Genomic DNA, 13,837 nt, shown 5'->3' with positions numbered 1-13,837 from the left:
ACCTTTCGGAGACCAAGATGCCCGTCCTGACCCAGCCGCCCAGCATGGGCGATGCGCTCAAATATGAGCTGAACCCCAATTATACCCGCGAGACCGTCACCTTGGCCGAGGGAACCGAATACCCACCAGGTGCGGTCCTCGGCCGCGTCACCGTCAGCGGCCAATACACCTTCGCCAGCCATGGCGGCAGCGATGGCGCGGAACTGGCTGCGGGCATTCTGCTCTATCCGGTCGATACAAGGCTGGCGGAAGCCACCGGCATCCTTCTCGCCCGTGGCCCCGCGATCCTGTCCCGCGACGCCCTCTTCTACGATGGCAGCGTCGACGATGCCGCCAAGATCGCCCTGAAGCACGCGGAACTGACCGCGCTGGGCATCGTCATCCGCGACAGCGCCTGACGGGTTACGAACCTGCCCGGGGGTCACAAACCCGCCCGGCGGCTGCGAACCGTCCCGGGCGTCACGGACCCGCCCGGCGGGCTCGAACCGTCACGGCGGCATCGCATCTTTCTTCCTCCTTCCTGACAAGGCTTCCCAATGACCATCATCCGCAATCCCTTCGATGCCGGCGGCTATTCGCTGGCCGAGATGACGCAGGCCATCAATATCCTGCCGAACCTCTATACCCGCCTCGGAGAACTGGGCCTCTTCCGCTTCGAGGGCGTCTCCCAGCGCAGCGTCATCATCGAGCAGATCGAGGGCGTGCTGAACCTCCTGCCCTCGGTGCCGCTGGGCGGTCCCGCCACCGTCGGCAGCCGCGAAGGCCGTGCCATGCGCAGCTTTGCCCTGCCCTGGATCCCGCATGACGATGTGATCCTGCCCGCCGATATTCAGGGCGTGCCCGCCATCGGCGCAGGCGACGAGGCCGATCCCCTGGTCGCGGTGATGACCCGCAAGCTGACCCTGATGCGCCGCAAACACGCCCAGACCCGCGAATATATGGAGATGAACGCGCTCCGCGGCATCGTGAAGGATGGGGCCGGGACCATGCTCTACAACTATTTTACCGAATTCGGCATCGCGCAGATCTCCGTGGATTTCGTCCTCGGCACAGCTGGCACCAACGTGCAAGGCAAGGTCCGCGAGGTGCTGCGCGCGGTCGAGGACAATCTGCTAGGCGAGAGCATGTCGGGCGTCCATGCTCTGGTCAGCCGCGAATTCTTCGACAAGCTGATCTCGCACCCCAAAACGGAAGAAGCCTATAAGTTCTATGCCGCGACCGGCGCCCAGCCTCTGCGGCAGGATGTGCGGCGCAACTTCCCCTTCGCGGGGATTCTGTTCGAGGAATATGCGGGCGCGGTGACGCTCTCGACCAAGACCTCGGAGCGTCTGGTTCCGGCAAATGAGGGCATCGCCTTCCCGACCGGCACCATGGACACGTTTACGACCTATGGCGGCCCGGCGAACCTGCTGGAAACCGCCAATACCATCGGCCTGCCGCTCTATGCCCGCCAGCATCTCGACCCCAAGGGCCGTTGGATCGACCTGATGACCGAGGCCTCGATCCTGCCGGTGAACAAGCGGCCCCGGCTGGCGATCCGGCTGCACAGCTCGAACTGATCGGCGACGCGATGAACGCCTTCAGCGCCGCCATGGATCGCATCTTCGGCCATCCAGACATGTCGGTATCCGCCGTCTGGATCGCGGGTGGCACATCCGAAGAACGCCCGATCCGCCTCATCCGCCGCGCGCCGGACCGGATCACCGAGTTCGGATCGGCGCGGATCCTGTCCGAAACCCTGACCGCCGATATCCGCGTCAGCGATCTCCCCGATCCCCGTCCGGGCGATCTGATCGTCATCGGCGCCGACAGCTTTGCGATCCACGGCGAGCCGATCCGCGACCGCGACCGGCTGATCTGGACCGTGGACCTGGTGCCCGCGTGAGGCTGAAACTCGATATCGATCCCGATATCGTCGCCATGATGCAGGCCGAAATCAAGGCGGGCAAGAAGGCCGTGACCGGCGCCATGCGCGAAGCGGGCGCAGGCCTCAAGACAGCTTGGCGCGGGCAGATCACCGGGGCAGGATTGGGACGGCGGCTGGCGAATTCGATCCGCAACGCCACCTATCCCAAAGCTGGCGAGAGCCTGAACGCCACCGCACTGGTCTGGTCCAAGGCGCCGGTCATCATCGGTGCCCATAATGCCGGGCCGCTGATCCGGTCCAAGGACGGCTTCTGGCTGGCGATCCCCACCGAAGCTGCCGGAAAGTCCCTGCGAGGCGGGCGCATCACACCGGGCGAATGGGAAAGACGGACCGGGCTGCGCCTGCGCTTCGTCTATCGTCGGCGCGGGCCGAGCCTGCTGGTGGCCGAGGGGCGGCTCAATACCAAGGGCCGCGCGGTGGTGTCGCGGTCCAAAACCGGGCGCGGACGGGCCACTGTGCCGATCTTCCTGCTGGTGCCGCAGGTCAGGCTGCCCAAGCGGCTGGATCTGGCAAGGGATGCGGAACGGGCGGTGGATGCGGTGCCGGGGAGGATCGTCGGGAAATGGACGGTCAACTAGACCTTCTCCTATTTTGACAAGAACGCCCGCTTCGCAAAGTTGGCGTCGTTGCTGGGTCGACCTTGGAGTTGTCCTCCTATCAGCCCATTAACGTAGACCTCCCGGTGGAAGCGGGTCTTGCTTGTATTTGCGATTTCTGGATTCTGCGACAATGCCATGCCGATAAGGGTTGTCTCCAGCCAGTCGATGTAAGGCTCAGAACTGCTGCGGTTGCTAGATAGTCGCCAAGATTCAGTCACAAGAGGGAACAGAAGGATACAAGGCTTTCCGCGACGATATGATTTGTCGACATCCTGCGGAGCTAAGATTTCCGAGTAGTGTTGGAGTTTATGAGGAGTGAATACTTCATCTCGAAAACCTCCTTGCGCAAGCGTCTTCCCAACGTACCATGGGCGCACTTTCTTACCATTGTCTGTACAGAAGGCGTAGCAGCCAACCGAGCGGCTTAGGCCGTCCCAATATTCTTCGACGTCGTCCCAGAAAGCCGCTCTCCAGCGTCCGGTCCGCTCCCTTGGAAAATGAAATGGTCCGCAGCTTTCGAAATTCATTTGCCTTCCTCGATAAAAGTCATGGCTTAAGACATAAACGATGCCCACCTTCCGCGAAACCATTCTCACCGCGCTGCACGCGCGCCTGTCTGCCCTGCCCGCCTCCGCACTGCGCGGCGACGTCCTGCCCGAACGCGTGCCTCCCGACGGCCTGCTGGTCTTGCGCGACGGCGATCCTGGAGAACCCGAGGTCACGCTGTCGCCGGTCGCTTATCACTATCAGCACCGCGCCGAAATCGAGGCGGCCATTCAGGGCTCTGACCGTGACGCAGCCTTTGACACCCTCTGCGCCAGCATCGGCACCACCATCGCAGCCGACCGAACGTTGGGCGGTCTCTGCGACTGGGTCGAAGCCGAGGCGCCTCGCCCGGTCGATCTGCCGGTCGAGGGCGCGGCCAGCCTGAAGGCGGCGGTGATCCCGGTGATCTTGCACTACGCCACCGCCGACCCGCTGGCATAAGCGGCTCTCAGCAGGTGCCGTAATAATTGCCCGAGAAGCGGCAATATTCACGCGCGGTGCCACTGGCGATCATCGTCGCCGCGATATCGCGACCGTCCGGCAGCCAGCATTGCCCGACGATGCGTCCGTAACGGTCCACATCGCGCATGTTGCACTGAACGGATCGCCCGGAGACGAGGCCCGCCAATTGCGCCGTGGCGGCTGACCCTCCCGCCCGTCCGATCTCCGGCGCGTCGAGCCCCCAGACCCTGATTCGGGTGCTTTGGGAGTTGATCCAGAACGTGTCGCCATCGACAACCCGCGTCACCTGACCGGCAAAATCGAACCGTGATGGCGTCGCGGGTGCCGCGACTTCTGTCGGCACGCATCCTGTCAAAACCATGGCCGCCATGACCGCGAGGGTCACCTGCACTCCGGACAGCCAATGCGCCGCTCTTAGCAATCCCAGTCCTACCATACCGCTCCTCACGACCATTATCCCAACACCTGCCCATTCTGTGGCGCGGCGCTCGGACCCGCAACCGCGCGCCGCAAACCTTCTTAACCCGACACTGACCGAAAGGATCTTTCATGGCACGAGCCCAGGGGGCGCGGGCGCAGATGGCGCTGGCGTTCGAGACCGTCTACGGCACGCCGCCGGTCGGCGGCTTCACCAAGATGCCCTTTGCCAGCACAACGCTCGGGGCCGAACAGCCGCTGCTGAACTCCGAACTCTTGGGCTATGGCCGCGATCCGCTGGCGCCGATCAAGGACGCGGTGACAGCCGATGGCGATGTCGTGGTGCCAATCGATGCGGAAGGTTTCGGCTTTTGGCTGAAGGCAGCGTTCGGCGACCCGGTCACAACCGGCACCGGTCCCTGGACGCATGAGTTCCGGTCCGGGGCCTGGACGCTGCCGAGCCTCTCCATCGAGACCGGCATGCCCGAGGTGCCACGCTATGCCATCTATTCCGGATGCGTGCTCGACCAGCTCAGCTGGCAGATGCAGCGATCCGGGCTGCTGACCGCGACCGCCCGGCTGGTCGCGCAGGGCGAAGCGGTCGGCACCGTCAGCATCGCCGGTACACCCGCGCCGATCGGCCTGAAGCGCTTCGGCCATTTCAACGGGTCGATCACCCGCAATGGCGCGGCGCTGGGCAATGTCGTCTCAGCCCAGATCAGCTATGCGAACAATCTCGACCGGATCGAGACCATCCGCGCCGATGGCCGCATTGATGGTGCCGATCCGTCGATTGCCGCGCTGACCGGGTCCATCGAGGTCCGGTTCGCCGACAGCTCGCTGGTGACCCAGGCCATGGTTGGCGATCCTTGCGCGCTGGAATTTTCCTATGCCCTGCCATCGGGCGAGAGTTTCACCTTCACCGTGCACGCCGTCTACCTGCCCCGTCCCCGGATCGAGATTTCCGGGCCGCAGGGCGTGCAGGCGACATTCGACTGGCAGGCCGCGCGCGACGGCGCGCTGGGCCGCATGTGCACCGCCACCCTGATCAACGACCGCGAGGAATATTGAACCCATGCTGACCTTGGACCTGAGTAACGAACCCCGCTGGCACGATCTGGCCACCGGCGTCCGGGTGCTGCTGCGCCCGCTGACCACCGCGCTGATGGTCGCCACGCGCAGCGATCCGGGTGTGGAAGCCGTCCCGGACGGAACCAGCGATGAGGAACGGGCACTGGTCTTCGCCAAGGCGCTGGCCCGCCGTGCGGTGCTGGACTGGGAGGGCGTCGGCGATACCGATGGAAATGTCATCACTCCCAGCCCGCAGGCCATCGACGCGCTTCTGGACATCTGGCCGATCTTCGAGGCGTTCCAGCTGGTCTATGTTTCGAAGGGACTATTGCTGGAGCAGGAAAAAAACGTCTCCACGCCCTTGCCGAATGGTCCTTCGGCGGTGGCGACAGCTATTGCGCGACCTGCACGCAAGCCTGCGAAGACTGCCCGGCGCGGCAGAACCAGCCTCTGACCTTCGAGGGCTGGCAGGTCTGGGATCTGGTCGGGCGCCTTGGCGGCCAGCTGCGGGTGATCCCAAGCGCCGTGATCGGCTGGGATCTGACGGCCGCGCTGGGGCTGGCGGCAGCACTGGGCATCCCGGCCATGGCCGCCGCTGAGCTGCTGCCCATCATTGAAGCGGTGATGGTCCGGAAGGTGAACGAACAGATGGAACGATGAGATGGCAGAGAAACGGGTCAGCGTCCGCCTCGCGGCGGTGGGCGGGCGGCAGGTGCGCGCCGAGCTGGAAGGTGTGGGCGAGGCCGGATCGCGAGGCTTCGGGCGGCTCTCGCGCGAGATGGAGGCTGCGAATGCCCGCATGGCCGGTTTCACCCGCAAGGTCGGCGTCGCGGCTGCCGCTGCGGTGGCCGCCGCCACGGCTGCTGGTATCGCCATGGTGCGGTCGGGCCTCCAGACAGTGGATGCGCAGGCGAAGCTAGCGCAGTCGCTCGGCACCACCGTTGCCTCGATCCAGACGCTGGAGCGTGCCGGGGAACTGGCCGGTGTCTCGATGTCCGGCATCGAACAGGCGACCAAGGATCTGACCCGGCGGCTGAGCCAGGCAGCGGCGGGCGGTGGTCCGGCGGCAGATGCGCTGGAACGGCTGGGCCTGACCGCAGGCGAGTTGCTGGAACTGCCGCTGGATCAGCGCGTCGGGGCGATCAATGCCGCCATTGCCGATTTCGTGCCAGTCGCCCAGCGTGCGGCCGTGGCAGGGCAACTCTTCGGCGAGGAAGGCTCGATTGCCATGTCCCGCATCGACACCGCCACCCTGCGGCAGGCGACCGAGGATGTCCGCGCCTTCGGTGTCGTCGTCTCCGAACAGGATGCCGACAGGATCGAACGGACGAATGACGCGATCTCGCGGCTGGGACTTGTCTGGCGGGGTCTGTCGAACCAACTGGCGGTGGCGGCCGCGCCTGCGCTGGAAGCCGTCGCCGATGCCATGGCAGCTCTGGCCAGCCGCACGGGACCGCTGGGGATGGCCATCAGCGGGCTTTTCGACCAGATCGGCAGGCTGTCCACCTACGCAGCCAGCTTCGCCGCCTTCATGGCCGGACGCTGGGTGGCAGGGCTGGCGGCGGCCGCACTGTCGGTCCGGGGTCTCGCCACCGCACTGGTGGTCCTCCGTGGCGCGCTGATCCGCACGGGCATCGGCGCCCTGATCGTCGGCGCCGGGGAACTCGTCTATCAGTTCACCCGGCTGGTCAGAGGCGCGGGCGGGTTCGGCAATGCCATGGCGCTGATGGGTGATGTGGCGAAAGCGGTCTGGGAGGGGATCAAGACCACGGCCATGTCCTTCGCCGACGATTTCCGGGCCATGCAATCGGAGATCGAGGCGATCTGGACCCGGCTGATGGCATTCCTCGCCGGGAAATGGTCGGATTTTCTGGGCATGATCGCGCCCACTTTCAACAAGGTCGCCGAAGAAATCGGCTCGGACACCCGCATCGATGTGTTCGAGGCGCTGGGCCGGGCCTCCATGCTGGACCATGCGGCCAGCAATTCCGCCCATATGGCGGGCCGCTATCGCGACCGGGCCAGTTCCAGCCGCGCCTCCGCCTTCGATGGGGTCCGACCGGCCATGGAGGCGCTGCGCGCCGCGATGTCGGGCGGCGAGGATGACGCCGGTGGCGCGGCGCTGGACGTGGCGACCGAAGCGGCCGGGAGTTATGAAGATGCGCTGGGCGGGGTCGAAACGGCCGCAACCGGCGCAGGCGCCGCCGCGAAGGAGGCCGGGGCCGCGGGCAAGGCGGCTGCTGACGAGGCCAAACCCGCCACTGAAGCCACCGCCACCGACTGGAAGGCCGTGACCGAGGCTCTGTCGGATTATGCGAAGAAGGCAAAGGAGATCGGTGCCGATATCGGCCAGGCGCTGGTCGGCGCGTTCCAGAGCGCCGAGAATGCGGTCGGGGAATTCGTGAAGACCGGCAAGCTCGACTTTCGCGATCTAGTCACCTCGCTACTGGCCGATCTCTCGAAGCTGGCCGCGCGACGGTTTCTGCTCGGCCCCATCGCCAACGCGCTTTCGGGCGCGCTGGGCGGCGCAGGCGGAATCTTTGCCAGCATCATGCACACGGGCGGCATGGTCGGTGCCACAGGTCCTGGCCGCACCGTCCCTGCACTCGCCTTCGCAGGCGCACCACGCATGCATAGCGGCGGGATGGTCGGGCTGCGTCATGACGAGGTGCCCGCGATCCTGCAGCGCGGCGAACGGGTGCTGTCGCGCCGGGAAGCGCAGGATTACGGCAATGCCGTCACGGTGAACATCAACGCCCGCGACGCCGAGAGTTTTCGACAGTCCCGCACCCAGATCGCCGCCGATATCGCCCGTGCGGTCTCGCTGGGGCGGCGCGGTCTCTGACAGAACCTGCACTAAAGGAACGCCAAGCATGGCATTTCACGAGGTCCGGTTTCCGGACAATATCAGCCGCGGCGCGCGCGGCGGGCCGGAGCGTCGTACGCAGATCGTCGAACTGGCCTCGGGCGACGAGGAACGCAACGCGAGCTGGGCCAATTCGCGCCGCCGCTACGATGTCAGCTACGGCATCCGCCGCGCCGACGATCTGGCGGCGGTGGTGGCCTTCTTCGAGGCCCGGAGCGGAAGGCTCTATGGCTTTCGTTTCAAGGACTGGGCCGATCATCGGTCCTGCCTGCCTTCGCGGGCGCCAGCAGCAATGGATCAGCAGATCGGCATTGGAGATGGCGTGAAGACAAGTTTTCAGCTGGTCAAACGCTATGCCTCGGGCGGACAAAGCTGGGTGCGGACCATCACCAAGCCGGTCGCGGGCACCGTCCAGATCGCCCTGAACGCTGTGCCGCAGCCCGGCGGCTGGTCGGTCGATCATAAAACCGGCCTCGTCAGTTTCGACACCGCGCCAACCGATGGCATCGCCATCACGGCGGGTTTCGAATTCGACGTGCCGGTGCGCTTCGACAGCGATGCGCTGGATGTGACGCTGGATATCGAACGGCTCGGCTCCATCGCCTCCATTCCGCTGGTGGAGATCCGGCGATGAAGAACATTCCGCCCGCCCTGCAGGCGCATCTGAACAGCGGCACCACGACCTTGGCCTGGTGCTGGCGCATCACCCGCGCCGATGGCACGGCTTTCGGCTTCACCGATCACGATTGCCCCCTCAGTTTCGATGGCACCGAGTTCGAACCGGAAAGCGGGCTGACGGCCAGCGAGATCCGCTCCGGTGCCGATCTCTCGGTCGATGCCCAGGACGCGGCGGGCGCGCTGCGCTCCGACCGGATCACCGAGGCCGATATTCTGGACGGCCGCTGGGACAATGCCGAAGTCGAGCTCTGGCGGGTGAACTGGGCCAACCCTGCGCAGCGGGTGTTGATGCGACGCGGCGCCATTGGTCAGATCAGGCGCGGACGACATGCCTTCGTGGCCGAGATCCGCTCGATGTCGCATCTCCTCGGCCAGACCGTCGGCCGGACATTTCAGGCCAGCTGCGATGCCGCGCTGGGCGATGTCCGCTGCGGGGTCGATCTGGAGGATCCGGCCTATCGGGGCACCGGCACCGTCATCGACAGGTTGCGCGACCGCGCCTTCACCGCATCCGGGCTCGGCGGTTTCGTGCCCGGCTGGTTCCGCTTCGGCACGCTGGTCTGGACCTCTGGCCCCAATGCCGGGCGCCGCGCAGAGGTCCTGGCCCATGACCGCAGCGGTGGCATTGCGGTCCTGACGCTGCTGGAAGCACCGATCCGTCCCATTGGCGCGGGCGATGGTTTCACCCTCCGGGCGGGTTGCGACAAGCGCATCGCCACCTGCGGCGCAAAATTCGGCAACGTGGTAAACTTCCGGGGCTTTCCGCATATCCCCGGCCATGACACCATCCTGCGCTATGCCACATCGGGCGGTGGGCATGATGGCGGTGTGCTTTGACCCGGCCGCAAAACGCCGCCGATCCGGACCGCGTCATTACCGCCGCGCGCGCATGGCTCGGCACGCCCTATCACGATCAGGCCAGCCTGAAGGGTGTCGGCTGCGACTGCCTCGGTCTGGCGCGTGGCGTCTGGCGGGAGGTCGTGGGTGAAGAGCCTTTTCCGATCCCGCCCTATAGTCGCGACTGGGGCGAGACCGGCACCCGTGAAGTGCTGGCCGAAGGCGCACGGCGGATGATGATCGAGGTACCGGTCGCTGATGCCGGTCCCGGCGCGCTGATCCTGTTTCGCATGCGCCCCGGCGCCATCGCCAAGCATATCGGGATTCTCGCCGCACCGGACCGCTTCATCCATGCCTATGAGCGGCTGGGCGTCATCGAAGAACCGCTGACACAAGCCTGGCGCCGTCGCATCGGTTTCGCCTTCCTCTTCCCCAGCATCTGAGACTTTTTCATCATGGCAACTTTAGTTCTCGCCTCGGTCGGCGCCACGATTGGCGGCGGCTTCGGCGGCGCGATTCTTGGCGTCTCCGGCGCGGCCATCGGCGGCATGATCGGCTCCACCATCGGCGCGGCCGTGGACAGCTGGATCGTCTCCTCGCTCGCCCCAGCCCAGCGCATCGAAGGCGCCCGGCTCGACAATCTGCGCATCACCGCCTCGACCGAGGGCGCGGTCATCCCGCGGGTCTTCGGCCGGATGCGCATGGGCGGCACTATTATCTGGGCCACGGATTTTCGGGAGGAGACGAAGACCAGCCGTCAGGGCGGCGGCAAGGGCGGCGGGCCCAAGGTCGAGACCACGGAATATCTCTACTATGCATCCTTTGCCGTGGCGCTGGCGGAGGGCGAGATCACCGGCATCGGGCGCATCTGGGCGGACGGCAAGCCGCTCGATACATCGGGGATTACGTGGCGCTGGTATCCGGGCAGCGAGAGGCAGGAGCCGGATCCCTTCATCGCTGCCACCATGGGCGCGGACAAAACACCTGCCTTTCGCGGAACGGCCTATGTCGTCTTCGAGGATTTGCCGCTGAACGATTACGGCAATCGCCTGCCGCAGCTTTCGTTCGAAGTGTTCCGACCGCTGGCCGATCCCGACACCGCCGAAGGGCTGACCCGGGCTGTCACCCTGATCCCGGCCTCGGGCGAGTTCACCTATGCCACCGAGCCGGTGCGCAAGGGCGGCAATGGTACCACCTCGACCGAGAATCTGAACGCCATGCCCGGCAGCCCGGACATGAACGTGGCGCTGGACCGGCTGCAGGCAATGGCGCCGAAGGTGGAAAGTGTCAGCCTCGTCGTCGCCTGGTTCGGCAACGATCTTCGCTGCGGGAATTGCACCATCCGGCCCGGCGTTGAGGTCGCCGAGAAGGCGAGCAGTCCGAAGACATGGTCGGTGAATGGCGTCAACCGGGCCAATGCGCATCTCGTCAGTCGCGATGATCAGGATCGTCCGGTCTATGGCGGCACAACGGCCGATTTCGCGGTGGTGCAGGCGATCCGGGAGATGAAGGCGCGCGGGCTGCGGGTGACCTTCTATCCCTTCATTCTGATGGATGTGCCGCCGGGCAATGCCCTGCCGAATCCCTATTCGAACCATGCGGCTGGGACCGGTCAGCCCGCATTCCCATGGCGCGGGCGGATCACCTGTTCGCCTGCCGCTGGTCAGGCAGGCACAGTCGACAAGACGGCGGCTGCAGCTGATCAGGTTGATGCTTTTTTCGGCAGCGCCAGCGCGGGCGATTTCACCGTCAGCGGCGACGAGGTGCGCTGGGCCGGCGATCCCGGTGACCACGGGCTTCGTCGCATGGTCCTGCATTACGCCCATCTCTGCGCGGCGGCGGGCGGGGTCGATGCGTTTCTGATCGGCTCCGAGATGCGCGGGCTGACCACGATCCGCGCCGCTGGCAACAGCTACCCGGCCGTCGCAGCCTTCCGCGCATTGGCGGCCGATGTTCGCGCGATCCTCGGGCCCGGCACGAAGATCAGCTACGCCGCCGACTGGTCGGAATATTTTGGGCATCAGCCGAGCGACGGCAGCGGGGACGTGCATTTTCATCTGGACCCACTCTGGGCCGACTCGACCATCGATTTTATCGGCATCGACAATTACCTGCCGCTGTCGGACTGGCGCGACGGATTCGATCACCTTGACGCGCAGGCTGGCTGGCCCGCGATCCATGATCGAGCCTATCTGCAGTCGAACATCGCAGGCGGAGAGGGATTCGACTGGTTCTATGCCACGGAGGCCGACCGCGCGGCACAGGTCCGGACCCCGATCACCGACGGGACTTATGGCAAGCAGTGGGTGTTCAGACCCAAAGACCTGCGCGCTTGGTGGTCGAACCCGCACTATGATCGGCCGGGCGGCGTCGAGGCCGTGACACCGACGGCGTGGCTGCCCGGATCAAAACCGATTCGCTTCACCGAGCTTGGCTGCCCGGCCATCGACCGCGGCACCAACCAGCCGAACGTTTTCTATGACCCCAAATCCTCGGAAAGCTTCGTGCCATATTTCTCGCGCGGCTGGCGCGACGATGCCATTCAGCGCGCATATCTGGAAGCGACATATCTTCATTGGGGCAAACCGGCGAGCAACCCCGTCTCGACGGAGTATGCGGGCAACATGGTCGAGGTGAAGGAATGCGCGGCCTGGACCTGGGATGCCCGACCCTATCCCTTCTTTCCGGCGCTCAGCGATGTCTGGACCGACGGCGCCAACTGGCGACTGGGGCATTGGCTGACCGGGCGGCTGGGCGCGGTCTCGCTGGCCGCTCTCGTCCGCCATCTCTGCCTGCGCGCCGGGCTGCTGGAATCCCGCATCGATGTCTCCGGCCTCTGGGGCGCGGCCGAGGGCTATGCCATCACCGCGCTTGAAAGCCCGCGCGCCTCGATCACCACGCTGGCGCGGCATTTCGGCTTCGATGCGGTCGAGAGCGAAGGTGTCATCCGCTTCATCATGCGCGGCCGGGCGCCGGTTGCTACCATAGCCCATGACGATCTGGTCGCGGGCAACACGGATGGCGAGGCGATCGAGCTGACACGGGCGCAGGAAACCGAGCTGCCGCAGGCGCTCAAATGGCAAGTGGCCCGGGCCGATGAGGATTACGACGCGGCGCTGGTCGAGGCGTCCCGCATCACCGTGGACACGAGCCGCATCGCCTCCGAGAGTTTCCCGATGGCAGTGCCGCCGAAAGAGGCTGAACGCCGCTGCCGCCGCGCCCTGCAGGAAGCCTGGGCGGGCCGCGAAAGCGCGGTGTTTCGGCTGCCGCCCTCAAGGCTGGCGCTGGACCCGGCGGATGTCATTGCGCTGGATCACGATGGGCGCCAGCAGCAGTTTCGTCTGACCGCCATCGCCGATGCCGAGGCGCGCGGCGTGGAAGCCGTGCGGCAGGACCGCGAGGCCTATGATCAGCCGCCCGGCGCTGAGCGACCGGCCACCCTGCCCCGTGCAGTGACCTTCGGGCCGCCGGAGGTGATCCTGCTCGATCTGCCCCAGCTTCGCGACGACGTTCCCGCGCATCAGCCGCTGATCGCGGCCACGGCAAAGCCATGGCCCGGCGCGCTGGCGGTGTATCGCAGCCCGGGCACAGATGGCTTCGAACTGGTCACAACCATCCGCCGCCGGGCAAATCTCGGGCGTCTTGCCACCGATCTCTGGCCCGGTCCGACATCGCGGTTTGATCTGGGCAATGTCCTCATCCTCGATCTGATGAGCGGCCAGCTGGACAGCGTCACCGATCTGGCGCTCCTCAGTGGTGCCAATGCGCTGGCCGTGGACACCGCGCCGGGGCGCTGGGAGATCGTCCAGGCAGGCCGTGCCGAGCTGATCGCGCCGGGGCGATACCGCCTGACCCGGCTGTTGCGCGGCCAACGCGGCACCGAACATGCCATGGGCAACCCGACTCCGGCCGGGGCACGGGTGGTGCTGCTGAACGAGGCCCTGACCCCGCTGCCGATCCCGGAAGCTGATCTCGGCATCCCGTTTAACTGGCGCATCGGACCCGCCCGCCATCCGGTCAGCAGCGATACATTCGCCGCCCTTACCTTCACGCCCGAGGGCGAAGGCCTGCGGCCGTTCTCGCCGGTCCATATCGACCAGCCGTGGCGGCGCCCGCATGTCCCGGGCGATCTGACAATCCGCTGGAAACGCCGGTCCCGCACTCTCGCCGCCGATAGCTGGCAGGGCATGGAAGTGCCGCCGGGCGAAGAACAGGAAAGCTACGAGGTCCGGATCATGGATGGGCACGTCGTGAAGCGGACCCTGACCAGCAATGCGCCTTCAGTCACCTACGGCGCCGCGCAACAGACCGCCGATTGGGGCGCAGAACTGGCGACGGGTGACAGTGTGACGCTCCGCATCTGCCAGCTCTCGACCCGCATCGGGCGCGGCACCGCACACACCACCGCCCTTTATCTCTGAAGACCGGGAAACC

General features: G+C 65.9%; 15 protein-coding genes. 13 read left to right on the top strand and 2 right to left on the bottom strand.

Annotated elements, in window-relative coordinates:
• Positions 1-17 precede the first annotated feature (17 nt).
• From Q5Y72_RS16390 to Q5Y72_RS16375, 4 genes are all read left to right on the top strand, one after another.
• Positions 18-398 carry a head decoration protein gene (locus Q5Y72_RS16390; RefSeq protein WP_305964502.1) on the top strand — a complete coding sequence of 127 codons (381 nt, stop codon included), beginning with the start codon at positions 18-20 and terminating at the stop codon, positions 396-398.
• Between the two features lie 138 nt (positions 399-536).
• Positions 537-1,559 (top strand): major capsid protein, encoded by a 1,023-nt coding sequence (locus tag Q5Y72_RS16385; RefSeq protein ID WP_305964501.1) that lies wholly within the window; start codon positions 537-539, stop codon positions 1,557-1,559.
• Between the two features lie 11 nt (positions 1,560-1,570).
• A complete protein-coding gene (locus Q5Y72_RS16380) occupies positions 1,571-1,885 on the top strand; it encodes a head-tail joining protein (RefSeq protein WP_305964500.1) in 315 nt (104 codons plus the stop codon).
• On the top strand, positions 1,882-2,505 hold the full coding sequence (locus Q5Y72_RS16375) for a DUF6441 family protein (RefSeq protein WP_305964499.1): 624 nt from the start codon (positions 1,882-1,884) through the stop codon (positions 2,503-2,505). Before Q5Y72_RS16380 ends, Q5Y72_RS16375 begins: the two co-directional genes overlap by 4 nt.
• An 8-nt stretch (positions 2,506-2,513) precedes the next feature.
• On the opposite strand, the gene Q5Y72_RS16370 is transcribed toward Q5Y72_RS16375, so the two are convergent.
• Entirely contained in the window at positions 2,514-3,053 is a 540-nt protein-coding gene (locus Q5Y72_RS16370; protein ID WP_305964498.1) for a hypothetical protein, read from the bottom strand.
• A 40-nt stretch (positions 3,054-3,093) separates the two neighbouring features.
• Here Q5Y72_RS16370 and Q5Y72_RS16365 point away from each other — a divergent pair, with 40 nt between their 5' ends.
• Entirely contained in the window at positions 3,094-3,513 is a 420-nt protein-coding gene (locus Q5Y72_RS16365; RefSeq protein WP_305964497.1) for an acyl-CoA transferase, read from the top strand.
• A gap of 7 nt (positions 3,514-3,520) precedes the next feature.
• On the opposite strand, the gene Q5Y72_RS16360 is transcribed toward Q5Y72_RS16365, so the two are convergent.
• Complete coding sequence (locus Q5Y72_RS16360) at positions 3,521-3,919, bottom strand: thermonuclease family protein (protein ID WP_305964496.1); 399 nt, start codon at positions 3,917-3,919, stop codon at positions 3,521-3,523.
• Between the two features lie 164 nt (positions 3,920-4,083).
• On the opposite strand from Q5Y72_RS16360, the gene Q5Y72_RS16355 reads away from it, so the two are divergent.
• From Q5Y72_RS16355 to Q5Y72_RS16320, 8 genes are read left to right on the top strand one after another with little or no spacing between them, the layout of a single operon-like run.
• Positions 4,084-5,022: a phage tail tube protein gene (locus tag Q5Y72_RS16355; protein WP_305964495.1), complete on the top strand. Its 939-nt coding sequence runs from the start codon at positions 4,084-4,086 to the stop codon at positions 5,020-5,022.
• Between the two features lie 4 nt (positions 5,023-5,026).
• Positions 5,027-5,476 (top strand): phage-derived protein YdaY family protein, encoded by a 450-nt coding sequence (locus tag Q5Y72_RS16350; protein ID WP_305964494.1) that lies wholly within the window; start codon positions 5,027-5,029, stop codon positions 5,474-5,476.
• A gap of 56 nt (positions 5,477-5,532) precedes the next feature.
• The gene (locus tag Q5Y72_RS16345) at positions 5,533-5,682 is read left to right on the top strand and encodes a DUF7697 family protein (RefSeq protein ID WP_305964493.1); all 150 of its coding nucleotides are present in this window, start codon (positions 5,533-5,535) and stop codon (positions 5,680-5,682) included.
• Position 5,683: 1 nt separating this feature from the next.
• A complete protein-coding gene (locus tag Q5Y72_RS16340) occupies positions 5,684-7,867 on the top strand; it encodes a phage tail tape measure C-terminal domain-containing protein (protein ID WP_305964492.1) in 2,184 nt (727 codons plus the stop codon).
• Between the two features lie 28 nt (positions 7,868-7,895).
• Positions 7,896-8,522, top strand: a complete 627-nt coding sequence (locus Q5Y72_RS16335) for a DUF2460 domain-containing protein (protein WP_305964491.1) — start codon at positions 7,896-7,898, stop codon at positions 8,520-8,522.
• On the top strand, positions 8,519-9,403 hold the full coding sequence (locus Q5Y72_RS16330) for a phage/gene transfer agent baseplate hub protein (protein ID WP_305964490.1): 885 nt from the start codon (positions 8,519-8,521) through the stop codon (positions 9,401-9,403). The genes Q5Y72_RS16335 and Q5Y72_RS16330 overlap by 4 nt, the downstream gene beginning before the upstream one ends.
• Entirely contained in the window at positions 9,400-9,846 is a 447-nt protein-coding gene (locus Q5Y72_RS16325; RefSeq protein WP_305964489.1) for an NlpC/P60 family protein, read from the top strand. The genes Q5Y72_RS16330 and Q5Y72_RS16325 overlap by 4 nt, the downstream gene beginning before the upstream one ends.
• 12 nt (positions 9,847-9,858) lie before the next feature.
• The gene (locus Q5Y72_RS16320; protein WP_305964488.1) at positions 9,859-13,824 is read left to right on the top strand and encodes a baseplate multidomain protein megatron; all 3,966 of its coding nucleotides are present in this window, start codon (positions 9,859-9,861) and stop codon (positions 13,822-13,824) included.
• Positions 13,825-13,837 lie beyond the last annotated feature (13 nt).

The organism is Paracoccus spongiarum (genome assembly GCF_030732095.1).
Lineage (GTDB): Bacteria > Pseudomonadota > Alphaproteobacteria > Rhodobacterales > Rhodobacteraceae > Paracoccus > Paracoccus spongiarum.
Note: the sequence above shows the minus strand (reverse complement) of the source record. Positions and strands in the feature narration are given on the sequence as shown.